Raw genomic sequence first — 26457 nt, forward strand, 5'->3', positions numbered from 1 at the left:
TTTCGGGTTGCGTCAAGTTTTCACTTTAGGGGTGAGTAAACTTCCTGTTAAATGAGGGGGTTAGAACTTGAAGGAATAGTAATGAAATCGTTTGGAACCGCCACATTTGGTGCCGTTGCAGCCCTTTTTTTGGCAACATCTCAGGCCGCAGCGCTTGAATATCTGTGTGAATTTAAAAATCCCAGCAGTCGCAAGACCATTCCGGAGCAGGTCCTTGTAAAAGTTTCGCCGGATGGGTCATCGGCGGACATTATCGACCCGTTTCTGCTGCACTACGGTCAAGCTCCGCTGAAAGCTTCTTCTTTCTCAGACAACGACAAGCTGATGAAGGCAAAATGGCTCCTCAAGGCGGACACCGGTGGAGCCTATGTGAAATTCAGCTATTTCCTTGTGTTCCGCAAAGCCCGTGGCAAAGCGTCGATCTCATTGACACCACATGGGTATGACAACAGCGAAAGCGGCACAGGATCCTGTAAAATCCGCACTTAGTCGGCGGCGGCCTGGACGTGACATCTGACCTGCTCAGCGCATGAGCGGGTCTTTTGGGGGCGAGCTGTCCTGAGGGGGCGGTTTTGGGTTTCATTGAGTTCTGGAAACAAACCAGTCAGGAAATCGACAATTAACCTCACCTCAGGCTTGACCTGCGCGCAGGCTGCGATCATCTATCATCCCGGAAACGCAACTTTTTTGACAGGGGGCCATCATGGCATTTGAACTTCCCGATCTTCCTTACGCGCATGACGCGCTGGCCGACAAAGGCATGTCCGCAGAGACTCTGGAATTCCACCACGATCTGCACCACAAAGCCTATGTCGACAACGGCAACAAGCTGATCGCGGGCACCGAATGGGACGGCAAGACTCTGGAAGAGATCATTGTTGGCACCTACGACAAAGCCGCTGTTGCGCAAAACGGCATCTTCAACAACATCTCTCAGCTGTGGAACCACAACCAGTTCTGGGAAATGATGGGCCCGGGCGCATCCGCAATGCCGACCGAGCTGGAAAAAGCAATCATCGACAGCTTTGGCTCGGTTGACGAGTTCAAGTCGCAGTTCTCGGCTGCGGGCGCAGGTCAGTTCGGCTCTGGTTGGGCCTGGCTGGTTAAGGACACCGACGGTGGCCTGAAAGTGACCAAGACCGAAAACGGCGTGAACCCTCTGTGCTTTGGTCAAACCGCATTGTTGGGTTGCGACGTGTGGGAGCACTCCTACTACATCGATTTCCGCAACAAGCGTCCGGCCTATCTGACCAACTTCCTGGACAACCTGGTTAACTGGGAAAACGTGGCGTCCCGCCTGTAATCTGGCGGCCTGTAATCTGGCCAACCGCCAAACATTCCGAAAACCCCGCCCAGGTGGCGGGGTTTTTTGTAGGTCACTGCAAAATCGCCGCTGCGGCTTTGCGCAATGTCTCGGTCACCAGCGACAGCCCATTGATTTCCCCACCTTCGCGGCGCGCCAGCAGGGCAATATCGCGGTCCGCATTTTCGGCCTGCAAGGGGCGCAGCGTGACCTCACTGCGGTGCATTGCATGCATGCGGGCAAACAGGTCTGGCAAGATGGCAACCCCCGCTCCGGAAGCCGCCATCAACAGCAATGAGTCCATGCTTGTGCCCTCATACTCATCAGACACCACACCGCCGGTTTCAGCCGCCAGCGCGTAAACGATGCGCGAAATCCGGTGGCTTTGGTCCAGGGTCAACAAAAGGCGGCGATCCAGATCAATGGCAGAGGCGGGCGCAGCGCTGCACGCCATCGGATCGTCACTGGCCACGGCGATCCACAGACGCTCATTAAACAGGCGGTTCTGAATTGTGTTTGGATGATCTTCGGGAGTTGAGATGATCACGTCAAAGCGGCCCGACTTTAATCCGGCCTCCAAATCCTTGGTGTTTTCTTCCCGCACCAGAACCCGCAACCCTGGCTCCAGCCGGTGCAATTCCCGCACCGCCTGCGGCAAGAGATAAGGGCCAATAGAGGGCAGAACCCCCAACCGCAGACGTCCGGCAAACGGCAGATCCGAGGCCATTGCGGTGCGCAGATCCTGCACCTCGCGCAGAATTTTCTGTGCACGATCAACAAAGTCTGCGCCTTTGGCCGTCAATTGAACCCCGCCACGGTTGCGTTCAAACAACCGCACGTCCAGTTCGTTTTCGACGGCGGCAATCTGGGCCGACAGGCTGGGTTGACTGACGTTCAGAACCTCAGCCGCTAGGTTAAAGCGCCCAAGCCGATGAACGGTGACGATGTATTCCAACTGACGCAGGGTGGGGCGCATTAAATAGCCTGATCCTATCCAAAGGTTAGAATAATAATATTGGGATTATCAAATGGGACAAGTCATTTCCGCAGAAACACTTATGCGGAGGCGATATGCCCAATTTGATCGAGACCCTCGCTGGCAACCTTTTGGTGCCCACCATCCTGTTCTTTGCGCTAGGGTTGTTGGCGGCGTTTGTTCGCAGCGATCTCTCCATTCCCGAAGGGGCGGCCAAATTCATGTCGCTCTATCTTTTGCTGGCCATTGGGTTCAAAGGCGGCAGCAACCTGGCCGAGCAGGGGGCAACCACGCATCTGTTCCTGACAATTTTGACCGGCGTGCTTTTGTCTTTTGCGATCCCATTTGCGGCCTTTGGCCTATTGCGGATCATGACCCGGCTCGATCCTTTGAATGCGGCCGCTGTGGCGGGGCATTATGGCTCGATCTCTATCGTGACCTTTGTCACCGCAACCAGCCTTCTGGACCTTGTGGGCCTATCCCATGACGGGTTTATGGTGGCGGTTGCGGCGGCGATGGAGGTCCCTGCGATCATCTCAGCCCTGTGGCTGGCCTCACGCAGGAGCGGGGCTGCGGATGCTGGCAGCGCGCAGTCCGGTGGAATGCTGTGGCGGGATCTTTTGGCAAATGGGTCGATTGTCTTGTTGACCGGGGCCTTTGCCATTGGCGCTGTCACCGGGGGCAAGGGTATGGATATGATCGCGCCCTTTATCGTCACGCCGTTTACTGGGATCCTGTGCCTGTTTCTGTTGGACATGGGCCTGAATGCCGGGCGCAGCCTGCTGCGCAATCGCCATATGTTGTCCTGCGGCTTGTTCGGCTTTGGCATGCTGATGCCCATGGTGGGGGCAGCTATGGCATTTGTCGCTGGCAGCATATTGGGTTTGATGCCGGGCAGCCTGTTTTTGTTGATGGTTCTGTCGGCGTCGGCGTCCTATATCGCGGTGCCGGCCGCGATGAAGATCGCCCTGCCACGGGCTGAGTCGGGGATCTACCTGACCCTGTCCTTGGGCGTGTCTTTCCCGTTCAACATCACCGTTGGACTGCCACTTTACCTGTGGCTCGCCACATTGTGACGCGGCGTGGGGTCATTGGGTGAGGGTGTCGAGCGCGTCTTCAACCGTGTCCACCCATGTCAGCGCATCGTGAACATCGGTTCCTGCAAACTCCTGATCGATCACATGGTCGATCAGGGCACGCAAAGGCTCCCAATAGCCATCGGTGTTCAGCAACAGGATGGGTTTGCTGTGCAGCCCCAGTTGACGCCAGGTGATGGCTTCGAACAATTCATCCAGCGACCCCATGCCGCCGGGCAGCACAACCACCGCGTCGGCATTGTAAAGCATGACTTTTTTGCGTTCATGCATGGTTTCTGTCACAATGTAGGTCGTCAAATCGGACTTGCCGATCTCGCGTTTGACAAGATGTTCCGGGATCACGCCAAAGACGTCGCCGCCACTGTCCATGGCCGCACGGGCAACGGTACCCATCAGCCCGACGTCGCCTGCGCCATACACCAGGCGTAATCCTTGGGCAGCCAGCCCACGGCCGAGCGCCGTTGCGGCTGATTCGAAGCTTTTGCTTGCTCCCAATCGGGAGCCGCAATACACACAGACGGAATTAATTTTCATTCGGCGGATCTTTGCTGTTGTTTCAAGGTGAAAGACGGCGCGCTTGAACGTCTGATAACGGGTCCTGGTCTGCGGCTCAACAAGAAGCGGGGAGATACCCCGTGCAAAGGAAGGAATACCATGGCGGGAACATCCAGCACAGGGGGCGTGGGGGCGCTCACGATCGCGGGGGTTGCGGCGGTTGTTGTTATTGTGGGCGGCGTTGTGCTGACACGGATGGGTGTCTTCGAGGGCGAAGCGCCTGCTGTTGATGCACCAATTGCTGGCGAACCTGCTGCCCTGGCTTCGTCATCCGCGCAAAACCCTGCGCCACAGACGGCCAATACGGACACGTCAGAGCCTGATGCGCCGCAAGCTGACGCGCCGCAGGCGGAAACGGCAGAGCCCGAAGTTGCCGAGGTGGCAGAGGACACATCCACGGCCCAAGTGGACGCGCCCGTAGAACCCGAAGCTGCTGAAGTGGCGGTTCCCGTTCTGACAGCGCCCACGATTGATGTCATCCGATTTGAACCCGACGGAACCGGTCTGATTGCAGGCAGTGCCGTGCCGGGTGCGCAGGTCTTTGTACGTTTGGATGCGAAGGTGATTGAGGAATTCACCGCCAACGACACGGGGGAGTTTGTGATCTTCCCGATCCTGGAGCCCGCAGCAAATCCTCGTGTCCTGACGTTTGAGGCGCGGTTGGGTGATCAATTAGTCATCTCGGATGAGAGTTTTATTCTGGCACCCGCCGTCCCGGTTGCCGTGGCCGAATCCCAGCCTGAACCGGAAGCGCCCGAGGTTGCTGCGCCCGCAGAGGTGGTTGTGAAAACCCCAACGCCTGAGACCCCAGCGATCCAAGACGTGGCCGTCGCCGCGCCAGCGGAGGCCCCGGCAGCCACACCTGTGCAAGAACCGGAACCGGCCCAAACGGCAACCGATGTTCCCGCTGAGGTCGCCGAGACTGCGGTGCCTGCTGAGGCTGCGATTGCTGAGGCCGCGATTGGTGAGCCCGCGACCGAAGAAGCGACGGATCAGGTCATCGCCGATGTGGTCGAACCCGAAGTTGCTGCAACAAGCAACGTAGAAACGGCCGAGGAGTCGGTGGCGACAACGGTTGCGGAGCCCGCGCAAACGTCAACAGGCGAGGCGCTGGCCGTGGCCGAAGCTCCAGCAGAGGTCGCCACAGAAGCGCCGGAACCGGCCCCCGTTGCATCCGAAGCGCTTGCCAGCCCAACCATTGACGCGGTTGTTGGTACAGAACCGGTCAAGCCATCCGTCGACACGCCTGCAGCGCAGGAGGACCCGGCACAGACCTTGGCTTTGTTGCAGACCCCTGCGCCGGCCGTCGACCCACAGCCCGCGCCAGAACCCGCCCCGCAGCCAGCCCCGACTGTGGCCCCCTCCGCCGAAGAGACCGTGACGCCTTCGCCCAAGCCGCGCGCTGCTGCAATTGCCGTTTTACGTGCGGGTCCGGACGGGGTGGAGGTGGTTCAACCCGTTGCACCGCCGACACCGGAATTGGCGGACAAAGTCGCGCTGGATGCCATCAGCTACACGCCCAAGGGAGATGTGGAATTGGCAGGCCGCGCCCGTCCGGCGGCTTTGGTCCGGGTCTATATCGACAACAGCCCGGTGGTTGATGTGCGCACCAATGTAAACGGCCGCTGGCGGACCCGGTTGGATGATGTGGCACCGGGGATTTACACCCTGCGTCTGGATGAGCTTGATCCGCTGGAAGGCAAAGTGCTGAGCCGTCTGGAAACCCCGTTCAAACGCGAAGCCCCCGAAGTCTTGGCAGCACCTGCGCCTGAACCCGGCGAGCCCGAGGTTGAAACCACGGTGCGGGCGGTGACCGTGCAGAAAGGTGACACGCTTTGGGCAATTTCGCAGGATCGCTATGGCGATGGTTTCCTGTTTGTGCGGGTGTTTGAAGCCAACCGAGAGGCGATCCGCAACCCGGATCTGATTTATCCGGGCCAGATCTTTACCTTGCCGGAATAAGCCAAACCAATCATAAGTTTAAAGCGCGCCGCCTCTGGCGCGTTTTACAATTCAGCCCCAAGCCACGCCCGCCGTTCCATAGGACCACGGGCCAGTCAGGTATGTGAATGCGCAGCAGACGTCCAAGCTCCCCATCGAATTCAACGGAAATGCGGGACTCTGGATGGCGCACCATTCGTCGGGTTGCGCCTTATATTTGGTCCAAAGACCCCAAATGGGTGCGCATTCGGGTGTGTCTGGCCATGGCGGTCCTGGTCCTGTCCAAAGCGGTCGCGGTCTATACGCCGGTTCTGTACAAAGGGGCGGTGGACAGCCTGGCCGAGGATGGCGCGTCGCAGTTGGCACTGGGGGCAATTGGCCTGACGGTGGCCTATGGGATGGCGCGGGTGATGACCATCGGTTTTCAGCAGCTGCGCGACGCGATCTTTGCCCCCGTGGCACAGCGCGCGTTCCGGCAACTGGCGCTGGAGACGTTCAATCACATCCACCGCCTGTCGATGCGCTATCACATCACCCGCAAAACAGGGGGACTGTCTCGCATTATTGAACGCGGCGTCAAAGGGGTGGAATTCCTGCTGCGGTTCCTTGTGTTCTCCATCGGGCCCTTGTTTCTGGAGCTGTTTCTGGTCGCGGTGGTCTTGGCCATCCTGTTTGATGTCTGGTACCTGGGTGTCGTTCTGGCAACCATTGCGGTCTATGTCTGGTTCACCTTTGCGGTCACCGAATGGCGCGTCAAACTGCGCCGCCAGATGAACGATCAGGACACTGACGCCAATCAAAAGGCGATCGACAGCCTGCTGAACTATGAGACCGTCAAATATTTTGTCGCCGAAGACCGGGAGGCGGCGCGATACGATGTGGCGCTTAAAGGCTATGCCTCTGCCGCGCTCAAGACGGCCTATTCTCTGGCGTTCCTGAATTTTGGACAAAGCCTGATCATCACCACCGGTCTGGTTGGGGTGATGGTTCTGGCCGCGGTTGGGGTGCAGAACGGCACCTTGACGGTGGGCGATTTTGTGATGGTCAACGCCTATATGATCCAGATCACCGTGCCACTGAACTTCCTTGGTTCGGTCTACCGCGAAATCCGCCAAAGCCTGGTCGACATGGGAGAGATGTTTGACCTGCTTGAACAACCCGCCGATGTCTCAGACAAGCCGGGCGCGGGCGTGTTGAAGGTGACCAAGGGCGCGATTACCTTGCAGGACCTGCGGTTTTCTTATGAGCCAGAGCGTGAGATCCTCAAAGGTGTCTCTATCGACGTGGCCGGCGGGCAGACCGTGGCCATCGTGGGCTCGACCGGGTCCGGGAAATCCACCATCGGACGTCTGTTGTTTCGGTTTTATGATGTGACCGGCGGGGCCTTGTTGATCGACGGGCAGGATGTGCGGGACGTGACCCAGAAAAGCCTCCATCAGGCCATTGGCGTGGTGCCGCAGGACACGGTGCTGTTTAACGACACAATCCGGTACAACATCGCCTATGGGCTGGATGGCGCGACACAAGAGCAGGTCGAACAGGCCGCGCGTGATGCGCAGATCCATGACTTTGTGATGGCACTGCCGGATGGCTATGACACGCAGGTGGGCGAACGGGGGCTGAAGCTGTCGGGTGGCGAAAAACAACGGGTTGGTATCGCCCGCACGCTGCTCAAGAACCCGCCCATTTTGTTGCTGGACGAGGCCACATCGGCTCTGGACACCGACACCGAGCAAGAGATCAAAGAGGCGCTGGCACGCGCCGGGCAGGGCCGCACAGTGATCACCATTGCCCACCGCCTGTCCACGGTTGCTGAGGCTGACAAGATCGTGGTTCTGGAACAAGGCGAGATCGCCGAGGTCGGCACCCATGATGCCTTGTTGGCAGAAGAGGGTCGGTATTGGCATCTGTGGCAATTGCAGAAATCTGACGAGATGGTCGCCTAAACCCCCCCTTTGCACTTCAGTGCTGAAAAACGCCGACCGGGCAAATTTGGCCATATGCGCCAAGTTCGGCCGGTTTTTCGCGTTTCCCCAGCGCGCTTTGGCCGGTTGCCTGAAACTGCATTTGCACCCGCGGCTTGCCGCCGACCGGGCCCGGCGTTTCCTGCATGGGCTCGCCGGAAACAGCGCCATTACCACCATAGCATAGTGCCCGGCGACGCGGGCTGTCATCTTCCTCTCAATCCCGGAGCACAGGCGCCGGGAGCAACAAACCCTCAATTTTCCTGGAGGATAATATGACACGTCATTTTTCAATCGCTCTTCTGACCACCGCTATTTTTGCAACCCCCGTTCTGGCGGGCAGCGTCCCGGCAGAGATGGATCTGGATGGCAACGGAAGCCTTTCGTTGGCTGAAATGCAGGCAACTTTCCCCGAACTGACCAGCGAGACCTTCGCCTTGATTGATGTCAACAGCGACGGTGAAGCCGACGACAGCGAGATCGCCGCAGCGATTGAGGCGGGATACCTGGTTGTGAACAGCTGACGATCCCCCGGGTCTGCGCTTGGCTCGCCCCCAACTGACAGGCGCAGACCTGAAACGGTGCACTCCCACGCACCGGAAGGCTCCGCAATTATGCGGGGCCTTTTTCGCGCTCGGCAGGGTTTGCATCGTGCATGTACCGCTCGATCCAGTCCCGGTTCGTGGCATCCGCCAAACGGGCCAGAGGCGCGGTGACATGCGCTGCCGCCGCGACATCACATCCCAGATCTGCCAATACCTCAGCCAGCACTGCGGATGGATCGGCGGCCAGCGCGTCATAGCTGATCCTGTAGGGCGTGATGCCCTGGGCCGTAAACCAGGCCTGCCAATCCAGCTGGTCGCCTTGGAAACGCTGAACGGCCGCGTGGATGGCTGCAAAATCATACCGCGGCGGGGCAGGTGGCGCGAGGCGCTCCAGCTCGCTCCCATCGGCGGCGCGGTGCCACAATCCGGTTTGTTCGGCCCGCACATATGACACGGCCTGAGCCACAACATCGGGGCGGTGCAGGTGGATGAACCGCACCCGTCCAAAGCTTTGCGTCAGCCGATCCAGATCTGTATCGGCCTGCGGCCAGCGCCGCGCCAGCTGCGCCATGAAGAAATCAAAGCTGTGCCGTTGCAGGCGCACCCCACACAGATCACCGCCCGCACGCCCAAGGTGATGCGCCCGCACGAGTGCGGCGTCCAGATCACGCAGGCTGTCCCCGGTCGGCGACAGCTTCATATAGGACAGCCACGCCCCAAGGTCTGCTTCATGAAAATACGATTTGGGATGTCCCGCGCATCCAGAAGCGCTCAGCAGTTTGCACAATAACGTGCTGCCGCTGCGTGGGGAGGTGCAGATGAAATAGGCGTTATATTTGGTCATAAGCCGCAATAGCAGGCGCGCATTGACAGGTTCATGACAGGACATAAAAACCCCCGCCGGTGGAACCACAGGCGGGGGGCAGGCGTTAAAGAGGCAAGGAGGTTTATTCAGCGGCCCGCAATGGGGGCGTTGCGGCTTTGTCCGCTTTGGCGTCCTTGCAGTCTTTGTCCACCGCGATCTTGTCGTCCCACAAGATTTCCGTCGCGGGCAGGTGGCTTGCTTCACGCGCCAGACGCATGTCCTGTGCGGCGGCGCTGGATTTGCCACCGCTCACACGGGCCACCAGACGGCCAAAGGCGGCGACATAGGTGGTGACCCAGACCCGGATCGCCAGCAGGGACGGGGTGACCACCAAGGTCAGCACGGTTGCAATGCCCAGGCCAAAGACCACGGCCGTCGCCAGCTGTTTCCACCACAGCGCTGTTGGGCTGTCGATGGTATAGCCGCCGTTGATGAAATCCAGGCTGAGGCCGAACATCATCGGTGCCAGGCCGGCCATCGTTGTGATGGTGGTCAACAGAACCGGGCGGATCCGCTGTTGTGCGGTGCGAATGATCGCCTCGATCCGGGGCATCTGCTGGCTGAACTCTTGGTACGTATCGATCAGAACAATGTTGTTGTTCACCACGATCCCAGCCAAAGCCACAATCCCCGTCCCGGTCATGATGATCGAGAAGGGCTGTTGCATGACCATCATACCAATCAGCACCCCAGTGGTCGAAAGCACCACCGCCAACAAAACTAGAACCGAGTTATAGAAGCTGTTGAACTGGGTCAGCAGGATCACAAACATCAAGGCCAGCGCACCGGCAAAGGCTTTGGACAGGAAGGCACCGGATTCCTCTTGTTCTTCCTGATCCCCGGTCCATTCCCAGGATATGGCGCGATCAAACGGATTGGTTTCCAGCCACTTGGTCAATGCGGCGATACGCTCGTTTGCGTTCACCTGCACCAGACGGCCATCCCCGGCCAGCGCGTCCTTGACGTCCGCTTCAGATGCAGCACCGGTCAGCGCATAAAGGTCAAAGCTTTTGCCGTTTGCCGCGGTCAGGGATGCGGCCGTGGCATCTTCGACCTGTTTCAGCAGCGCCAGTTCAACCGCGTCGTCACCGTCACCCAGAACCAAGGCGGTCAGACCGGGTTCAAAGTCTGCTTTGACATCATAATACCGCTGCTGGTCCACACGGTCGATCTGCGCCAATTTGGGCACCGGCTTGCGGGTGACAAAGTTTGACAATGGCACCGAGCCGCCGGGGGTTGGCACTTTGAGGGTGTCCAGCGTCGACAGCACCCGGTCCTGTTCCGGCAGGCGCACACGGATGTCGCTTTCCTCGTCTGAGTTGTTGATCCGCATTTCACCCAACAGGATGCCGCGGGTCACCAGTTGGACCATCGCGCCCACGGTGGCCACATCCGCGCCATAGCGGCCGGCACGGGCCACGTCCACGTCGATCTCCCAGTCGATGCCGGGCAGGGGGAGGCTGTCTTCTTGTTGGATCAGACCGGGGGTCTCATCAAACTTCTGACGGGCCAGGGCGGTTGCTGCGCGCAGCGTGTCCCAATCATCGCCCTTGATCCGCAGATGCACTGGCTTGCCTGCCGCAGGACCATCGGCCAAGGCACGCAGTTCCACAATAAAGCCCGGGATGTCCGCAACCATCTGGTTCAGCTCATCCATCACATAATCGCCGTCAAACTCTGCCGCCGTCACCTCGCGGGTGAACCAACCGTTCAACAGGCTTTGTGATTCCTTGGGGCGTTCGTCCCAGGGGATGATTTCAAACTGGACCTGGCCCACAGTATCTGGCGGCAAAGATGCGCCAGAGCTGTCGGTGTTCAGGCCACCATCACCCGCAAAGGAGAAGACGTTGATCACCGCCGGATGCGCGCCGATCACCTCTTCGGCGATGCGGACCATCTCATCCTTTTCGGTCAGGGACAGGTTGCCGCGCGCCCGCACATAGGCGGAGGCCTGTTCCGGCTCGGTCTCGACAAAGAATTCAACACCATAGTTGTTTTCCGAGAACCGATCAAACACGGTTGCGATGCCAAACCCCACAACGATCAGCGTAAGAACCGGCATAATCGGGTTGCCAACGATCAGCTTAATGATCCAGCCAAAGCCGTTGAGGCGGAAGCCTGTTTGCGGCTCTTCCTCTGGTGCTTGGCGTTCCACGGCCGACAAGGTGACCGAGGCCGCAAAGGCCGAGACAGCAAACAGCAACGCGCCGACCAGCATGGGGCCCACGCCGGTGGATCCTTCTGGCAGAAGATAGCCGGGATTCAGCATCTGCATCGCGCCTGCGAACATGCCAAACAGCGACAGCGGCACCAAAGGCGCACGCAGGATCCACGGCAGGACGCTGCGCAGCCAATCCGCCATATAGCCAAAGCTGCGGCTCATCCGGCCCGACACACCGCCCATAACGGGCAGATAGATCAGCGCCACAATCAATGATGCAGACAGAACAAAGATCAGCGTAACCGGCAGCATGCCCATGAACTCACCCGGAACACCGGGCCAGAACAGCATCGGCAAAAACGCACACAGCGTGGTCGCGGTTGAGGACACGATCGGCCAGAACATCCGCTGGGCCGCTTCAACATAGGCATGCATCGGGCCCACGCCCTCTCTGATGCGTTTGTCGGCATATTCCACCACAACAATTGCACCATCCACCAGCATCCCCACAGCGAGGATCAGACCAAACATCACAATGTTTGAGATGCTGATCCCCATCAGCGCCAGGAAGGCAAAACACAACAAGAAGGAGGTCGGAATGGCAAAGCCCACCAACAGCGCCGCGCGGCTGCCAAGGGCCGACAGAACCACGATCATCACCAGCGCAATCGCGGTCAGAACGGACCCTTCAAGCTGGCTCACCATTGAGCCCACCTGGAAACTCTGGTCGTTTGAGGTGCCGACAGTGACCGCCATCTGCAGCTCTTCGGGCCAACGCGATTTGGCGACTTCCAGCGTTTCTTTCACCTTCTGGACGGTGTCGATCAGGTTATAGCCTTTGCGTTTCACAACCTGCAGCGCGATAGTGTTTTCGCCGTCAAACCGGGCGGTGCCTTCGCGGTCTTCAAAGGTAAAATTGATCTCTGCCAGCTCACCCAACGTGACCACACGGTCCCCATTGGTTTTGATCGGCAGCTCATAGATGTCCTGAACCTCATCAAAGGTCGATGGGATCTTGACCGAGAACGCGCCCTGGTCCGTGTCCACTTCGCCCGCGGCAATCAGCTGGTTGTTGTTTTGGACAACCTCGATCAGCTCCAGCGCGGTGACGTTATAGGCTTCAAGACGCAGCGGGTCGATAATGACTTCAACCATCTCATCCCGCTTACCCGCAATCCCCGCCTCCAGAACCGCATCCAGCGATTCCAGATCATCCTGCAGATTGTTGGCAATCCGGGTCATCGTCCGTTCCGGCACCGAGCCGGTCAGGTTCACGATCACAATCGGGAATTCAGAGAAGTTGATTTCGGTGATCGAGTATTTCTCGGCCCCTTCGGGGAATTCCGCTTCGGCCGTGTCCATAGCATCGCGGATATCAGCGATGATTGCTGTCTTGTCCCAGCCAAACTCAAATTCCAGCGCGACACCCGCATAGCCCTCTGCCGCGGTTGAAGACATGGTGTCCAGCCCGTCAAGGTCTGACAGTTCCGTCTCCATCACCTTGACCAGAAGGGTCTCAGAATCCTCGGCAGAAATGCCCGGGAAGGGAACCGAGATAAAGACCGCCGGGATCTCAATATCCGGCTCACCTTCCTTGGGCAGTGCCGAATACGCAAACCCGCCCACCAAGAGCGAAATCACGATAAAGGCTATCACCATTCGGGCGCGGCTGGCGGCCCAATCTACAATACCGGTCATATCAGAACGCCTCTTTGTAGGTGGCGGCTACGGCCACACCATGGGTCACAAAATCCTGGCCCACGATGATCACGTCCGCCTGTGCGGGCAGACCCGCAAGCCAAACTCCGTCCGCCTCATCCCGCAACAGGGTCACGGGCACAAATTCAACCATGCTGTATGCACCAACGATGCGCACACCCAGACGACCATCCTTGTTCAGGGTCAGCGCCGATTGCGGCAGCTTATGCGCCTTGGCACCATCGGCAGAGATGACGATGTCCGCAGTTTGACCGTCCCGGATGCGCAGGTCGTCGTTTGGCACCAAAATATCAATCTCAAAGGTGCGGGTTTCCGGATCGGCAGAGCGGCTGACAAAGGTCACTTTACCCTGAACCTCAGCGCCGGAGGCCAATGTGGCAGTCGCAACGGCACCGATGGTCACACGGTCCACTTCGGCTTCGGGGACAAAGCCGATCAATTTAATTTCATCCAGCTGGATCACGGTGCCACAAGGGTCGCCGGGCTGCAACAGGCTGCCCAGCTCGGCTGTGTCGCTTTCCAAAAGCCCATCAAAGGGAGCGGAGATGGTCAGACGCTCCATCTCCTTTTCCGCTTCGCGCACCGTTGCCGTGGCCGCTTCGACATTTGCGGCAGTAGATTGAATGCCCGATTCCGCGGTGGCGATGGCTGCGATTGCCGTGCGCTCCGCAGCTTCGGCAGCAGCCAGTCGCGTTTCAGAGGCAAAACCGCCTTTTGACAGTTGTTGCGCGGCGGTCAGGTTGATCTTGGCCTCTTTCAACAGTGCATGAGCCTCTTCCAGCCGGGCTTCGGCTTCGGGACGGCTTGCATTGGCTTCGGCCAGACGGGCGCGTGCTTGCAACAATTGCGCCGGACGCGTGCCGGGATCCAGAACACACAGAGCTTCGCCCGCAGAGACCTTGATCCCTTTGCGCAGTGGTGCGTTGATTACGGTCGCAGTGGTTTCGGCGCGGACCTCAACCTGACGCTTTGCCTCTGTGCGCCCCCGCAAGACAACGGCGCTGTCGATGTCACGCGCGGCACTGCGCAGGGCAACAACACGCACGCGCTGCACTTCGTCGTCGGGGGTTGCAGCAGCCTCAGTCGTTGTTTCAGCCGTCTCAGGCTCAGAGTCCAGCGACGCAGGTTCATCGCCACGGGCAAACGCCAACAAAGTCTCGCGTTCGATCACCAGCATGTAAAGGAACGCTGTCACCAGAATGGCGGTCAGAATGGGAATAATACGCATGATAGTCAGACCTAGGAAAACGGATAAGGCGACGCTGACACGCCACAATTTGAGGATGGGATGGATCGGCACCCCTGTGGAGGGCGACTCACATATAGGTGAACGCACGTCTAAACTAAGTAGTTTAGATCACATTAGAAGCGCAAAGTCGCATTTTTCTTGCACATTGCCCAACAACCACGCTCTTGGCTTGCCCGGCTGGGCAGGGTAAGACGGGCCAAAAGACACAGCTGGGTCGACAGATGTCGGCGCTCAGAAGGGAGTTTCGCATGAGCAACACCGACAGTTTCATCGATGAAGTCACCGAAGAGGTCCGTCGCGACCGGCTGTTCCTGATGTTGCGCCGCTATGGCTGGATCGGCGCGGTTGCCGTTGCGGCCATCGTCGGTGGCACTGCCGTGCGCGAATACAGCCGTGCCCAACAAGAGGCTGCGGCGCAAAAACTGGGCGATGCGATGATTGCGGCGCTGGAACCTGCTGAGGCCGCCGACCGCGCCACTGCGCTGGCAGAGGTGACCACCGACGGTGTGGACGGTCAGATGCTGGTGGATATGGCCCGCGCCGGATCTCTGGTGGATGCCGGAGACACCCAAGCCGCCATTCCATTGTACCAAACCATTGGCTCAAATGGGGATGTTCCGCTGGTTTATCGCCACATCGCCTCGTTCAAGGCGCTGGTGCTGCAAAGCGACACGCTCAGCGTGGATGAGCGTCGCCTGCAGTTCAACGCCCTGGCGGCGCCCGGCGCACCGTTGGAGTATCTGGCGCGTGAGCAACTGGCGCTGCTGGAGGTCGAATCTGGTGACGCTGAGGCTGCGATTGCCCTGTTGCGGACGTTGGTGGATGACGCCAATGCCTCGGTAGACGTGCGTGATCGGGCAAATCAACTGATTGTCGCCCTTGGCGGTGAACGTTCTGCGCCTTCCGATCACGGTGGATGATGAACGGAGGTTGATCAACCGCCTCACTTCGTGTGAGAAAACTGCAGACGATCGAAGACTTAAAGGGCCAGCAATGAAACAGGCGTTTGTGATTTCCCGGATGGGACGTTTTCTGTGCGGAACCGCATGTGCACTGCTGGTGGCGGCTTGTACCGAGAAAGAGCCGGTGTTGCAGGGCGCGCGTGAACCGATCCGCCCGGATGAGACGGTGAAGATTGAAAACCAGTCGCGGGCCATCAGCCTGGCCAAGCAGACGGTAAACGCTGCATGGCCGCAATCCCATGGCACCGCACAATTCCGTACCGCACATCCCGCGCTCAGCGCTGCTCCGACCGAGGCCTGGTCTGTGTCCATCGGCACCGGCGATGAGCGCCGTCAGCGAATTACGGCGCAGCCTGTGGTTGGAGATGGCCGGGTCTATACTTTGGACAGCGGTGGCCAGGTATCTGCCGTGTCGCCCAATGGTCAGATCCAATGGCAAAGCGACATTATCCCTGTCACGGATGAGGAAGGTCAGGCCACCGGCGGCGGTCTCGCCTTTGCGGATGGGGTGGTTTATATCTCGTCCGGCTTTGGCGTTTTGACCGCGCTTGAGGCCGCTTCTGGCGATCAGATCTGGCAACAAGAGCTTGAGGCCACAGGATCCGGTCAGCCATTGGTGCGGGACGGTCTGGTCTATGTTGTGGCAGGCGATGACACCGGTTGGGCCGTGCGGGCCAAAGACGGGCGGATTGCCTGGCAAGTGAAAGCAAGCCCAAGCCCTGCAAATATTCTGGGTGCTCCGGCGCCGGTTCTGACGCGGGATCTGGCCGTCTTTGCCTTTGGCTCGGGCGATCTGACCGCGACTTTCCGCAAAGGCGGCTTTCAGCGCTGGAATGCATCCATCGCGGGGGAACGGACCGGTAGCACCATTGGCACCATCAATGACGTGACCGGCGGTCCCGTCGTGGTGGGCAGCCGGATTTTTGTGGGCAATCACGGTGGCCGCACCGCCGCCTTTGACGCCGAAAGCGGTCTGCGGTTGTGGACGGCGCGCCAGGGGGCCTTGGGTCCGGTCTGGCCTGCAGGCGATAGCCTGTTTCAGGTCAGCGATACCAACCGTCTGTTGCGCCTTGACGCTGACAGTGGCGACGTGATCTGGTCGGTGCGTCTGCCGGGCTTTGTCAAGGACAAGCCGCGCAAACGGGCAGAGGTGGTCGCGAACTATGGGCCGATTCTGGCCGGCGGTCAGGTGATCGTCGCCTCAAACGATGGCTTCCTGCGGTTTTATGACCCCACCAACGGCAGCCTGACACGGCAGGTTGAGATCGATGGCGGGGCCACCACAGCGCCGGTTGTTGCGGGTCAAACTCTGTACGTTGTGTCGACCAAAGGCGAACTCCACGCTTTCCGTTGACGCCAAGATGCGCTATGGGGCGCGTCTGAAAACGCTGAAAGTGTGAGATCATGTCCTTTACCCTGGCCATCGTGGGCCGCCCAAACGTGGGCAAATCGACTTTGTTCAATCGCCTCGTGGGCAAGAAACTGGCTTTGGTCGATGACCAGCCGGGCGTGACTCGCGACCTGCGCGAAGGGGAGGCCAAGCTGGGCGATCTGCGGTTCACCGTGATCGACACTGCGGGCCTTGAGGATGCAACCGACAACAGTCTCGAGGGGCGGATGCGCCGCCTGACGGAACGCGCCGTAGATATGGCCGACATCTGCTTGTTTATGGTAGATGCGCGCGCCGGGATCACGCCGACGGATGAAATCTTTGCCGATATCCTGCGCCGCAAATCTGCGCATGTGATTCTGGCCGCGAACAAAGCCGAAGGCAATGCGGCCGAAGCCGGCGTGCTTGAAGCATACGGTCTGGGTCTGGGAGAGCCGCTGCGTCTGTCCGGTGAACATGGCGAAGGCATGCCGGATCTTTATTCCGTATTGATGCCGCTGGCCGAAAAGTATGAGGCCGAGGCAACGGATACCGGACCAATCGTTGATGTGGATGTCGACGAGGATGATGACTGGGACGAGGAAGAAGATTACGAAGTCCCAATGCCCACCGCTGACAAACCGTTGCAGGTTGCGGTGATCGGTCGTCCAAACGCCGGAAAATCCACTCTTATCAACAAGATCCTGGGTGAAGATCGCCTGCTGACCGGCCCCGAAGCCGGGATCACCCGCGACGCCATCTCGCTGCGGCTGGAGTGGAATGATGTGCCGATGCGCATCTTTGACACCGCCGGTATGCGCAAAAAGGCGAAGGTGCAGGAAAAGCTGGAAAAGCTTTCGGTCTCGGATGGCTTGCGGGCGGTGAAATTTGCCGAGGTTGTCGTGGTCCTTCTGGATGCGGCGATCCCGTTTGAACAGCAGGATCTGCGCATTGCAGATCTGGCTGAACGCGAAGGCCGTGCGGTTGTTGTGGCGGTTAACAAATGGGACGTGGAAGAGGACAAACAGGACAAGCTGAAAGCGCTGAAAGAGAGCTTTGAACGTCTGTTGCCGCAATTGCGCGGTGCGCCGTTGATCACTGTTTCGGCCAAAACCGGCCGGGGTCTGGACCGCCTGAATGCTGCGATTATCCGCGCCTATCAGGTTTGGAACCGCCGGATCCCAACAGCGGCGCTGAACCGCTGGCTGACCGGCATGCTGGAACAGCACCCGCCGCCCGCACCGCAGGGCAAGCGGATCAAAATGCGCTATATGACCCAGGCCAAAACCCGCCCGCCGGGGTTTGTTGTGATGTGTTCGCACCCAGACAAAGTGCCCGCAGCCTATTCCCGCTATTTGGTCAACGGGCTGCGTCAGGACTTTGAAATGCCGGGCACCCCGATTCGCCTGACGTTGCGCGGGCAGGGGGACAAGAACCCCTATAAGGGGCGCAAGAAAGCGCCACCGTCAAAACTGCGTAAACACCTTGAAGGGCGCAGGGGTTAACTCTTATTCTCACAGTATGACTGACAGCGGGCGTCGTTTCGGCGCCCGCTTTAGTACGAGCCAATTGAATTTCAACAGAAGATTGTCATTTTAATCACTTGCCAGGATCGCTGGTAGTGCCCAAAATCAGGGCATGTCTCGGACACAGAACAGTTTTCGACGTTCTGTTTTTTTTGGTGAATTTATCGATTGTAGGTGCCTCAATGGATTTGCGCGCACATACGCGTGAGTATTGCAGGAAAGACAATTGGCTGGCCTCCGCCAGCTATTTTGGAACTTTTGTTGTTTATTTTCTTTCGCTCTGGGTTGCGATTGACCAGATGGACCGCTGGTATGTGATGCTGCCCGCCGGTGTGATCTTTGCCTTTGCGGCGGTGCGACTTTATGTGCTGCAACATGACACGGGGCATCATTCCCTGTTCGAAACACGGCTGCAAAATGAACTGGCTGGGCATGTCTTGTCGCCTTTCACATTTGCGCCGTTTGAGGTGATGAAGCAGAACCACAATTTGCATCATTCAAATGTCGGAAATCTGGAACACCGCGAGACAGGAGAGATCCACACCATGACGGTTGCGGAATGGCGCACGGCAGATTGGCGTCATCGCCTTGCCTATCGCCTGTATCGCAATCCAATCCTGTTGGTCTCTTTTGGTGCGGCTTTTACCTATTTCATCCGCTATCGCTGGCCCAAGAATACGTTGCGGTTTGGCGTCTTGGGGGTGATTTGCCACAATCTGGTAATCGCTGCATTGCTGTATGCGCTATATCAAGTTGCGGGGTCAGATGGCGTGTTGATCTGGCTGGCGTTCTCTTTCCTTGGCGGGATGATCGGCGTGTTTCTGGTCTATCTTCAGCATAACTTTGAAGACACCTATTGGGACCGCCGCCCGGATCTGAACCCGATGGAGGCGGCATTGCATGGCTCGTCCTGCCTGGATTTCGGTTGGTTCTTTGACATGGCGGTGGCCAATATCACCCTGCACGACATTCACCATTTTAACGCGCGCATCCCGTCCTATCGTCTGCGCCAATGTCATTACAGCCTGCCGGATGAGATCGCGCCGCGCCGGATAAAATGGGGCGAAGCGCTGCGGGCTTTGCGCCTCAAACTTTGGGATGAAGAAAAAAAGCGGCTTGTCCCCTTTCCAAAAAGCTTATGATAGATGATATTATGACGTCATTGCGTCATCATGAGTAAAACAGTTGAAAGGAGCAGGGAGATGACACCGCTACTAAAGATCGCTGGCGTGGGTCCGGCCTTGGCAAGGGCGTTGACAGCAGAAAAGCTGACCTCGGCAGAGGCGATTTCAAACCTAAGCATCGGCGAATTGTCCGAGATCCCAGGGATTGGTGCCCGTCGCGCGCCCAAGTTGAAAGAGGCCGCCGCCGCTGCTGTGGCTGCCGCAAACGGAGCGGCGCCTGTTGCCAAAGCCGCAGCAAAGCCAGCCGCCCGCAAACCGGCGGCCAAACCCGCCGCGCGCAAACCTGCGGCCCGCAAGGCAGCCGCAAAAACCGCGCCCAAACCCGCAGCAAAGCCGAGTGCACAACCTGCCGCTCCGTCATTGAGCGAGGCGCTGGCTGTGGCCGAAGCCGCACGTGCTGCTGCCGAAGAACGCGCCGCCAAAGCGGAAACCAAAGCCAAGAAGGCCCAGAAAAAAGCCGCAGCCCTGGCCGCTGAATTTGCGTTGGCCAAGGAGAAGGCCAAGAAAAAAGCAAATAAAACCAAAGGCAAAGCCACCAAAGCGATTGCCAAGGAAAAGGCAAAGGGCGATGCGATTATGGCCGCAAAACGGGCCAAGAAGGGCAAGAAGGCAAAAAAATAACCGGCCCCCAATAGGGCCGGTTTCTTATCTTTAGCGCTGCGCTGGAGTTAAACCAGAACGCCATCCGCGCTGAGGGTTAGCTTGCCGCCCAAATAAGGGGCCAGCACCTCGGGCAGTTGGACCGAGCCGTCTTCTTGCTGGCCGTTTTCCAGCACCGCAATCAAGCAGCGCCCAACGGCCAGGCCCGATCCGTTCAATGTATGAACAAACTCGGGCTTGCCGCCCTCGGCCGGTTTGAACCGCGCATTCATGCGGCGGGCCTGAAAATCACCGGTGGTGGAGACCGAAGAGATCTCACGGTAGGTGTTCTGACCCGGCACCCAGGCTTCGATGTCAAACGTACGACGCGCGCCAAAACCCATGTCACCGGTGCACAGGATCACGGTGCGATAGGGCACGCCCAGTTTCTCCAGAATGCCCTCGGCGCAGCGCAACATGCGTTTCTGTTCTGCGTCAGACTCATCGGGATGCACGATCGAGACCATCTCGACCTTTTCGAACTGGTGCTGGCGCAGCATGCCCGACGTGTCACGCCCGGCGCTGCCCGCTTCCGAACGGAAACACAGGGTATGGGCCGTGTAGCGTTGCGGCAGGTCGGCTTCTTCCAGCATCTCATCGGCGACGGAATAGGTCAGCGGCACCTCGGAAGTCGGCACCAGCCACCAGCCGTTTGTGGTCTGATAACTGTCCTCGCCAAATTTCGGCAGCTTATCGGTGCCGTACATGGCCTCATCGCGCACCAGCACGGGCGAGTTCACCTCGGTCAGGCCGTTTTCATCCACATGGGTGTCGACCATGAACTGGGCCAGTGCGCGGTGAATGCGGGCAACCGCGCCTTTGAGCATCACAAAACGCGCGCCCGAAATTTTTGCAGCGGTTTCAAAATCCATCGACGCCGCAACGCCTTTGATCTCAAAGTGTTCTTTGGGGGTGAACGAAAACGCAGCGGGTTCGCTCCAACGGTTGACCTCGACGTTGTCGTCTTCATCTGCGCCATTTGGCACATCATCCGCAGGCGCGTTTGGGATGCGGGCCAGCATATCGGTCAGCTTGGCGTCCAGCTCTTTGGCCTCTGCCTGCATGGCGGCGACTTCGGCCTTTTTCTCGGACACGGCGGCGCGCAGGCGTTCAAACTCTTCGGTGTCTCCTTTGGCTTTGGCGGCACCTATGGCTTTGGCGGCTTTGTTTTGTTCGGCCTGAGCTTCCTCGGCAGCCTGAATTTTGGCGCGGCGTTGTTCGTCCAGCGCCAGGACATCAGACGAGATCGACGCATCCCCACGCCGCGCCAAAGCGGCGTCAAAGGCGGTTGGATTTTCGCGGATTGCGCGAATGTCGTGCATGGGTCTTGCTCCTGGCTAATTGAATCAATGACCAACCTATGCCGCAGGTCGCTACAAAGGAAAAGAGGAGAGCGGCGCAATCCTGAAACTTGCGGCATTTCCACCCGAGGTGCCGTTTGAACGCGGCGCGGCTATCCTCCTTGCAAACCCCCCGGTCAACGCATAGGTTCCCGGCAAAATATTGGTGCAAATTCCGCACCTCAGACAGAAGGAACGTCCCATGGAAGGCAATGCGATCGCGCAGTTTGTCCCCCTTATTCTGATCTTTGCGATCATGTATTTCCTGCTGATCCGTCCGCAGCAGAAAAAGATGAAAGAGCATCAGCAGATGGTTCAGGCCCTGCGCCGCGGCGATCAGGTCGTGACCCAAGGTGGCGTGATCGGCAAGGTCTCCAAAGTCAAAGAAGATGGCGAACTGGAAGTTGAGATTGCCGAAGGCGTGAAAATCCGCGTTGTGCAATCCACCATCGCGCAAGTTCTGAACAAAACCGAGCCCGCAGCGTAACGCGTCTGCCTCCCAAACGGAAAAGGCAGAGCTATGCTGCAAATTGATCTTTGGAAAAGGGTCATGATCGCGCTGGTATGCGCGACGGGCCTTTTGCTGGCTCTGCCAAATGCGTTTTATACGCAGGTGGAACAGTCAAATGACGCTGAGGCGGCGATTGTCGCTGCTGGCGAGACGCCGGAACGGTTGGAGCAGGCGGCCCAATGGCCGTCTTTTCTGCCATCTGGTCTGGTGAACCTGGGGCTGGATCTGCGCGGCGGTGCGCATCTTCTGGCGGAGGTTCAGGTCGAAGACGTCTATGAGGCGCGTATGACCGCGTTGTGGCCCGAGGTGCGCACAGCGCTGCGGGACCAGCGGGCCGCGGTTGGCACGTTTCGTCGCCAACCAGGTCCCGCGGATGAGATCCGTGTGAAAATTTCAAATCCCGAAGGCATGACCACAGCGCTGCGCGAGCTGCGGGAACTGGCCACACCCGTTGTGACCCTGACCGGAGCTGGTGCCAATGATATCGAGGTGTCAGGGCAGGGCGATATTGTCACAATTACTCTGTCGGATGCTGAAAAAGTTGCCAGCGATGACCGCACCGTGCGTCAAGCGCTGGAAATTGTCCGTCGCCGGATTGACGAGGTCGGCACCCGCGAACCCACAATCCAACGTCAAGGCGCTGACCGGATCCTGATCCAGGTGCCGGGTATCGGGTCGGCCTCTGAGCTGAAAGACATCATTGGCACAACCGCGCAGCTAACCTTTAACCCGGTGGTGCGTCAGGGCTCTGATGCCAATGCCGCTCCCGGCGTGGGCAACAAGGTGATCCCATCCTTGGATGAGGAAGGGATTTTCTACACCGTGGAATCCGCCCCCGTGGTCACCGGTGAGGAACTGGTGGATGCGCAGCCCTCGTTTGACCAGAACGGCCGCCCGGCGGTGAGCTTCCGGTTCAACCCGGCGGGCGCGCGCAAGTTTGGCGACTATACGGCTGAAAACATCGGCTCTCCCTTCGCGATTGTGCTGGATGATGAGGTCGTCTCGGCCCCGGTGATCCAATCGCATATTCCGGGCGGCAGTGGCATTATCACTGGCAACTTCTCGATCGAGGAAAGCACCAATCTGGCGGTTCTGCTGAGGGCTGGTGCCTTGCCGGCTGAGCTGACCTTCCTCGAAGAACGCACCATCGGTCCAGAGCTGGGTCAGGACAGCATTGATGCGGGCAAGATCGCCACAATCGTTGCCTTTGTTGCGGTGCTGGTCTTTATGGCGCTGAGCTATGGTCTGTTTGGGATCTTTGCCAATGTGGCGTTGTTGATCAACGTTGGTCTGATCTTTGGCGCGCTGTCCCTGATTGGCGGCACGCTGACCCTGCCAGGGATTGCAGGCATTGTCCTGACCGTGGGTATGGCGGTGGACGCAAATGTTCTGATCTTTGAACGGATCCGTGAAGAGCTGAAAGCAGGCCGTGGCCCGGCGCGATCAATCGACGAGGGCTATTCCAAAGCACTCTCGGCCATTGTCGATGCAAACGTCACGACGTTCATCACTGCTGTGATCCTGTTCGCCATGGGCTCCGGCCCGGTGCGCGGCTTTGCAATTACCTTAGGTCTTGGCATCTTGACCTCTGTCTTCACCGCGATCTTTGTCACCCGCCTGCTGGTGGTGATTTGGTTCGAACGGCGCCGTCCCAAAACGATTGAGGTGTAACCCATGCGACTTAGACTTGTTCCTCAGGAAACCTCGTTCAACTTCTTTGGCCGGTCCAAACTGTGGCTTGGGATCTCGGTCCTGTTGATCATTGTGGGCCTTGCCTCCTTTGGCCTGCAGGGTCTGAACTTTGGCATCGATTTCCGCGGTGGTACTACGGTGCGGACCGAGGCGTCGGAAACCGTGGACGTGGGCGCATATCGTACTGCCATTGCGCCGCTGGATCTGGGGGATGTCTCCATCACCGAGGTTTTCGATCCGTCCTTTGCCGAAGACCAGCATGTGGCGATGATCCGCATTCAGGCGCAAGAGGGTGGCGAAGCCATCTCGGGTGCGCAGATCGAAACCTTGCGTTCGGCTCTGGATGCGGTGGCGCCGGGTATCAAATTTGTTTCTGTCGAAAGCGTTGGCCCCAAGGTCTCGGGTGAGCTGATCTGGACGGCGGCGCTGGCGGTGGGCCTCGCGATTGCGGCGGTTCTGGTCTACATCTGGCTGCGGTTTGAATGGCAGTTTGCGCTGGGGGCGGTTGCCGCGTTGGTGCATGACGTTATCTTGACCATCGGCGTGTTTTCGGAACTGCAAATCAAATTTGATCTGGCAATTATCGCGGCATTGCTCACGATTGTTGGCTATTCGTTGAACGATACTGTTGTTGTGTTCGACCGGGTGCGTGAAAACCTGCGCCGCTACAAGAGCAAGGATCTGGCCGAGGTTTTGAACATCTCCATCAACGAGACACTCAGCCGGACGATGATGACCTCGGTCACCACTTTGATTGCGCTGATCTCGCTCTTTGTGCTGGGCGGGGACGTGATCCGCGGTTTTGTCTTTGCGATGATCTGGGGTGTTGTGGTCGGGACTTATTCCTCGATCTTTGTCGCGTCGATCATTCTGTTGCGTCTGGGTGTCAAACGCGACTGGAACAAACCTTCGACCCCAAGCGGCAACCAGTTCGCCAATATCGACGCCTAAAAGCGCCTGTCATAACTTTGAAAAAGCCGCGGAGATCCTCTGCGGCTTTTTTGCGTCCAACGCAGGCACTCCCTGCGGCGCTCCGACGCCAGAGGCGCAGCTGAGGTTCCGTGACGGCGTGGCATGTGCTAACCAGGCTGCACGACGCGAACACAGAAGGATCCATCCGATGCGCCTGAACGAGGTAAGCTATACCGACGCCGAACCCATTGATGGCTATGGACCGGGTTTTTTCCGGATCGGCGGCCAGGTGCATCAGGGCGCGGTTGTTGCTTCTCCCAAAGGGACGCAGGCCTGGGGCGGCTATGAGGATCACAAAATCTTGTTGGATTTGGCGGGTGACATTGACGTGCTGTTTGTCGGCACCGGGGCCGAGATTGCCCATCTGCCGGGGGATCTGCGCCCACAGCTGGAGGCCGCGGGCATCGGGGTTGAAACCATGAATTCTCCTGCCGCCTGCAGGACTTACAACGTTTTGTTGTCCGAAGGTCGCCGTATCGCGCTGGCCGCCTTGCCGGTATGATCCCATGGCAGGGGCCACCATCGCGCCCGTCCAGATTTGATCTGTCGCAAAGCAGGCGCGCACATCCTCTGCTTTGAACAGACCACAAGAATTAAAAGGCAGGGCATGACCTTATCCATCACTGATCTGACTGTGGCCCGGGGCGGGCTGCCTGTGCTTGAGGGGGTGTCTTTTGACGTACCACCCGGCGTTGCGCTGATCCTGCGCGGGCCCAATGGCATCGGCAAGACCACCTTGCTGCGCACCGTTGCGGGGCTCCAACCGCCCATGAAAGGCCATGTGACCGGCGGAGAGGATCAGATCGCCTATGCGGCCCATGCGGATGGGATCAAGCCCACGCTGACCGTTGCCGAAAACCTGCGGTTCTGGGCCAGCGTCTTTGGCCAAGACGGGATCGAGCGTGCGATTGACGGGTTTAATCTGGGCGCGTTACGCGACCGTCCGGCGGGGGCCTTGTCTGCGGGGCAGAAACGTCGCCTGGGCCTTGCGCGGATGTTGGTCACCGGGCGGCCCATCTGGATTATGGATGAACCCACCGTCAGCCTCGACACAGATCACGTGCGCCAGTTCGCCCAGATCGTACAGGACCATCTGGACCAAGGCGGCAGCGCGCTGATTGCCACCCACATCGATCTGGGACTGGAAGGTAAGGTTTTAAATGTCGGCCCCTTCAAGGCAGCTCCGCCACCCATTGATGATTTCGACGGAGGCTTCCTGTGATTGCACTGTTGCTGCGGGATCTGCGGCTTGCGATGCGAGCCGGCGGCGGGTTTGGCCTTGGCCTTGCGTTTTTTCTGATCGTGACCGTTATGGTCCCCTTTGCGGTGGGGCCCGAGACCGAGCTTTTGTCGCGGATTGCGCCCGGTGTCTTGTGGATCGGGGCATTGTTGGCGTGCCTACTGTCGCTGGACCGTATTCTGGCACTGGACTGGGAGGATGGCTCACTGGACCTGCTGGCCACCGCGCCCCTGCCGCTTGAAGCGATTGTGACCATGAAATCCTTGGCTCATTGGGTGACTACAGGGCTGCCACTGGTGCTGATCGCGCCGGTTTTGGGTGTGATGTTGCAGCTGCCTGCGGGCGCCTATGGATGGCTGTTCCTGTCACTGCTGCTGGGGACACCGGGCCTGTCGGTCATTGGCACCTTTGGCGCAGCCTTGACGGTGGGGCTGAAACGCGGTGGGTTGCTGCTGTCGCTGCTGGTCTTGCCCCTGTATGTGCCAACCCTGATTTTCGGGGCCGAGATGGCCCGGCGCGGTGCCTCGGGTTTAAGCGTCGAGACCCCGATGTTGCTGTTGGCCGGAATTTCGGCCGCCTCTGTTGCGCTGTTGCCCTTTGCCAGTGCCGCTGTGTTACGTATCAATTTGCGCTAAGCTCCAGGACTA

Annotated in this window: 23 protein-coding genes; 17 read left to right on the forward strand and 6 right to left on the reverse strand. The window is 58.9% G+C overall.

Annotated elements, in window-relative coordinates; translation table 11 throughout:
- Positions 1–81: 81 nt before the first annotated feature.
- A complete protein-coding gene (locus tag GFB49_RS00120) occupies positions 82–489 on the forward strand; it encodes a hypothetical protein (RefSeq protein ID WP_153213783.1) in 408 nt (135 codons plus the stop codon).
- Between the two features lie 214 nt (positions 490–703).
- Positions 704–1303: a superoxide dismutase gene (locus GFB49_RS00125; RefSeq protein ID WP_153213784.1), complete on the forward strand. Its 600-nt coding sequence runs from the start codon at positions 704–706 to the stop codon at positions 1301–1303.
- Positions 1304–1376: 73 nt separating this feature from the next.
- Here the strand turns inward: GFB49_RS00125 and GFB49_RS00130 are convergent, their stop codons facing one another.
- Complete coding sequence (locus GFB49_RS00130; RefSeq protein WP_153213785.1) at positions 1377–2279, reverse strand: LysR family transcriptional regulator; 903 nt, start codon at positions 2277–2279, stop codon at positions 1377–1379.
- A 95-nt stretch (positions 2280–2374) separates the two neighbouring features.
- On the opposite strand from GFB49_RS00130, the gene GFB49_RS00135 reads away from it, so the two are divergent.
- On the forward strand, positions 2375–3355 hold the full coding sequence (locus GFB49_RS00135; protein WP_153213786.1) for a sodium-dependent bicarbonate transport family permease: 981 nt from the start codon (positions 2375–2377) through the stop codon (positions 3353–3355).
- A 12-nt stretch (positions 3356–3367) separates the two neighbouring features.
- Here GFB49_RS00135 and GFB49_RS00140 read toward each other — a convergent pair whose 3' ends face one another.
- Positions 3368–3910, reverse strand: coding sequence for an LOG family protein (locus GFB49_RS00140; RefSeq protein ID WP_153213787.1), 543 nt, complete (start codon positions 3908–3910; stop codon positions 3368–3370).
- Between the two features lie 120 nt (positions 3911–4030).
- Between GFB49_RS00140 and GFB49_RS00145 the strand changes: the two genes are divergently transcribed.
- The 3 genes from GFB49_RS00145 to GFB49_RS00155 all read left to right on the forward strand — a co-directional run bounded on the left by GFB49_RS00145 (position 4031) and on the right by GFB49_RS00155 (position 8360).
- On the forward strand, positions 4031–5893 hold the full coding sequence (locus tag GFB49_RS00145) for a LysM peptidoglycan-binding domain-containing protein (RefSeq protein ID WP_153213788.1): 1863 nt from the start codon (positions 4031–4033) through the stop codon (positions 5891–5893).
- Between the two features lie 107 nt (positions 5894–6000).
- Positions 6001–7818 (forward strand): ABCB family ABC transporter ATP-binding protein/permease, encoded by a 1818-nt coding sequence (locus tag GFB49_RS00150; RefSeq protein WP_153213789.1) that lies wholly within the window; start codon positions 6001–6003, stop codon positions 7816–7818.
- Positions 7819–8111: 293 nt separating this feature from the next.
- The gene (locus GFB49_RS00155; protein WP_153213790.1) at positions 8112–8360 is read left to right on the forward strand and encodes a penta-EF hand family protein; all 249 of its coding nucleotides are present in this window, start codon (positions 8112–8114) and stop codon (positions 8358–8360) included.
- An 88-nt stretch (positions 8361–8448) separates the two neighbouring features.
- Here the strand turns inward: GFB49_RS00155 and GFB49_RS00160 are convergent, their stop codons facing one another.
- The 3 genes from GFB49_RS00160 to GFB49_RS00170 all read right to left on the reverse strand — a co-directional run bounded on the left by GFB49_RS00160 (position 8449) and on the right by GFB49_RS00170 (position 14354).
- The gene (locus GFB49_RS00160) at positions 8449–9225 is read right to left on the reverse strand and encodes a Stf0 family sulfotransferase (protein WP_153213791.1); all 777 of its coding nucleotides are present in this window, start codon (positions 9223–9225) and stop codon (positions 8449–8451) included.
- A 103-nt stretch (positions 9226–9328) separates the two neighbouring features.
- On the reverse strand, positions 9329–13105 hold the full coding sequence (locus GFB49_RS00165; protein ID WP_153213792.1) for an efflux RND transporter permease subunit: 3777 nt from the start codon (positions 13103–13105) through the stop codon (positions 9329–9331).
- A gap of 1 nt (position 13106) precedes the next feature.
- Entirely contained in the window at positions 13107–14354 is a 1248-nt protein-coding gene (locus GFB49_RS00170; protein ID WP_153213793.1) for an efflux RND transporter periplasmic adaptor subunit, read from the reverse strand.
- Between the two features lie 269 nt (positions 14355–14623).
- Here GFB49_RS00170 and GFB49_RS00175 point away from each other — a divergent pair, with 269 nt between their 5' ends.
- From GFB49_RS00175 to GFB49_RS00195, 5 genes are all read left to right on the forward strand, one after another.
- Positions 14624–15295, forward strand: a complete 672-nt coding sequence (locus GFB49_RS00175) for a hypothetical protein (RefSeq protein ID WP_153213794.1) — start codon at positions 14624–14626, stop codon at positions 15293–15295.
- A 73-nt stretch (positions 15296–15368) separates the two neighbouring features.
- Positions 15369–16691 carry a PQQ-like beta-propeller repeat protein gene (locus GFB49_RS00180; RefSeq protein WP_246149560.1) on the forward strand — a complete coding sequence of 441 codons (1323 nt, stop codon included), beginning with the start codon at positions 15369–15371 and terminating at the stop codon, positions 16689–16691.
- Between the two features lie 50 nt (positions 16692–16741).
- Positions 16742–18211: a ribosome biogenesis GTPase Der gene (gene der / locus GFB49_RS00185; RefSeq protein ID WP_153213795.1), complete on the forward strand. Its 1470-nt coding sequence runs from the start codon at positions 16742–16744 to the stop codon at positions 18209–18211.
- Between the two features lie 203 nt (positions 18212–18414).
- Positions 18415–19374 carry a fatty acid desaturase gene (locus GFB49_RS00190; RefSeq protein ID WP_153213796.1) on the forward strand — a complete coding sequence of 320 codons (960 nt, stop codon included), beginning with the start codon at positions 18415–18417 and terminating at the stop codon, positions 19372–19374.
- Positions 19375–19434: 60 nt separating this feature from the next.
- Positions 19435–20037, forward strand: a complete 603-nt coding sequence (locus tag GFB49_RS00195) for a helix-hairpin-helix domain-containing protein (RefSeq protein WP_153213797.1) — start codon at positions 19435–19437, stop codon at positions 20035–20037.
- Positions 20038–20084: 47 nt separating this feature from the next.
- Here GFB49_RS00195 and serS read toward each other — a convergent pair whose 3' ends face one another.
- On the reverse strand, positions 20085–21377 hold the full coding sequence (gene serS, locus GFB49_RS00200) for a serine--tRNA ligase (RefSeq protein ID WP_153213798.1): 1293 nt from the start codon (positions 21375–21377) through the stop codon (positions 20085–20087).
- 220 nt (positions 21378–21597) lie between these two features.
- On the opposite strand from serS, the gene yajC reads away from it, so the two are divergent.
- The 6 genes from yajC to ccmB all read left to right on the forward strand — a co-directional run bounded on the left by yajC (position 21598) and on the right by ccmB (position 26445).
- Positions 21598–21882 carry a preprotein translocase subunit YajC gene (yajC, locus tag GFB49_RS00205; protein WP_153213799.1) on the forward strand — a complete coding sequence of 95 codons (285 nt, stop codon included), beginning with the start codon at positions 21598–21600 and terminating at the stop codon, positions 21880–21882.
- 33 nt (positions 21883–21915) lie between these two features.
- A complete protein-coding gene (gene secD, locus GFB49_RS00210; protein ID WP_153213800.1) occupies positions 21916–23577 on the forward strand; it encodes a protein translocase subunit SecD in 1662 nt (553 codons plus the stop codon).
- A 3-nt stretch (positions 23578–23580) separates the two neighbouring features.
- On the forward strand, positions 23581–24549 hold the full coding sequence (secF, locus tag GFB49_RS00215; RefSeq protein ID WP_153213801.1) for a protein translocase subunit SecF: 969 nt from the start codon (positions 23581–23583) through the stop codon (positions 24547–24549).
- Between the two features lie 169 nt (positions 24550–24718).
- Entirely contained in the window at positions 24719–25072 is a 354-nt protein-coding gene (locus GFB49_RS00220) for an Mth938-like domain-containing protein (protein ID WP_153213802.1), read from the forward strand.
- Between the two features lie 105 nt (positions 25073–25177).
- On the forward strand, positions 25178–25792 hold the full coding sequence (gene ccmA / locus GFB49_RS00225; protein WP_153213803.1) for a heme ABC exporter ATP-binding protein CcmA: 615 nt from the start codon (positions 25178–25180) through the stop codon (positions 25790–25792).
- Positions 25789–26445, forward strand: a complete 657-nt coding sequence (gene ccmB, locus GFB49_RS00230) for a heme exporter protein CcmB (RefSeq protein WP_343032420.1) — start codon at positions 25789–25791, stop codon at positions 26443–26445. Before ccmA ends, ccmB begins: the two co-directional genes overlap by 4 nt.
- The last annotated feature ends 12 nt before the right edge of the window (positions 26446–26457 follow it).

The organism is Tritonibacter litoralis (genome assembly GCF_009496005.1).
GTDB lineage: Bacteria > Pseudomonadota > Alphaproteobacteria > Rhodobacterales > Rhodobacteraceae > Epibacterium > Epibacterium litoralis.

Bases quoted from the DNA above. Each gene is read 5' to 3' on its own strand.
- GFB49_RS00120 (WP_153213783.1), top strand. From the start codon at position 82: ATGAAATCGTTTGGAACCGCCACATTTGGTGCCGTTGCAGCCCTTTTT.
- GFB49_RS00125 (WP_153213784.1), top strand. From the start codon at position 704: ATGGCATTTGAACTTCCCGATCTTCCTTACGCGCATGACGCGCTGGCC.
- GFB49_RS00130 (WP_153213785.1), bottom strand. From the start codon at position 2,279: ATGCGCCCCACCCTGCGTCAGTTGGAATACATCGTCACCGTTCATCGG.
- GFB49_RS00135 (WP_153213786.1), top strand. From the start codon at position 2,375: ATGCCCAATTTGATCGAGACCCTCGCTGGCAACCTTTTGGTGCCCACC.
- GFB49_RS00140 (WP_153213787.1), bottom strand. From the start codon at position 3,910: ATGAAAATTAATTCCGTCTGTGTGTATTGCGGCTCCCGATTGGGAGCA.
- GFB49_RS00145 (WP_153213788.1), top strand. From the start codon at position 4,031: ATGGCGGGAACATCCAGCACAGGGGGCGTGGGGGCGCTCACGATCGCG.
- GFB49_RS00150 (WP_153213789.1), top strand. From the start codon at position 6,001: ATGCGCAGCAGACGTCCAAGCTCCCCATCGAATTCAACGGAAATGCGG.
- GFB49_RS00155 (WP_153213790.1), top strand. From the start codon at position 8,112: ATGACACGTCATTTTTCAATCGCTCTTCTGACCACCGCTATTTTTGCA.
- GFB49_RS00160 (WP_153213791.1), bottom strand. From the start codon at position 9,225: ATGACCAAATATAACGCCTATTTCATCTGCACCTCCCCACGCAGCGGC.
- GFB49_RS00165 (WP_153213792.1), bottom strand. From the start codon at position 13,105: ATGACCGGTATTGTAGATTGGGCCGCCAGCCGCGCCCGAATGGTGATA.
- GFB49_RS00170 (WP_153213793.1), bottom strand. From the start codon at position 14,354: ATGCGTATTATTCCCATTCTGACCGCCATTCTGGTGACAGCGTTCCTT.
- GFB49_RS00175 (WP_153213794.1), top strand. From the start codon at position 14,624: ATGAGCAACACCGACAGTTTCATCGATGAAGTCACCGAAGAGGTCCGT.
- GFB49_RS00180 (WP_246149560.1), top strand. From the start codon at position 15,369: ATGAAACAGGCGTTTGTGATTTCCCGGATGGGACGTTTTCTGTGCGGA.
- der (WP_153213795.1), top strand. From the start codon at position 16,742: ATGTCCTTTACCCTGGCCATCGTGGGCCGCCCAAACGTGGGCAAATCG.
- GFB49_RS00190 (WP_153213796.1), top strand. From the start codon at position 18,415: ATGGATTTGCGCGCACATACGCGTGAGTATTGCAGGAAAGACAATTGG.
- GFB49_RS00195 (WP_153213797.1), top strand. From the start codon at position 19,435: ATGACACCGCTACTAAAGATCGCTGGCGTGGGTCCGGCCTTGGCAAGG.
- serS (WP_153213798.1), bottom strand. From the start codon at position 21,377: ATGCACGACATTCGCGCAATCCGCGAAAATCCAACCGCCTTTGACGCC.
- yajC (WP_153213799.1), top strand. From the start codon at position 21,598: ATGGAAGGCAATGCGATCGCGCAGTTTGTCCCCCTTATTCTGATCTTT.
- secD (WP_153213800.1), top strand. From the start codon at position 21,916: ATGCTGCAAATTGATCTTTGGAAAAGGGTCATGATCGCGCTGGTATGC.
- secF (WP_153213801.1), top strand. From the start codon at position 23,581: ATGCGACTTAGACTTGTTCCTCAGGAAACCTCGTTCAACTTCTTTGGC.
- GFB49_RS00220 (WP_153213802.1), top strand. From the start codon at position 24,719: ATGCGCCTGAACGAGGTAAGCTATACCGACGCCGAACCCATTGATGGC.
- ccmA (WP_153213803.1), top strand. From the start codon at position 25,178: ATGACCTTATCCATCACTGATCTGACTGTGGCCCGGGGCGGGCTGCCT.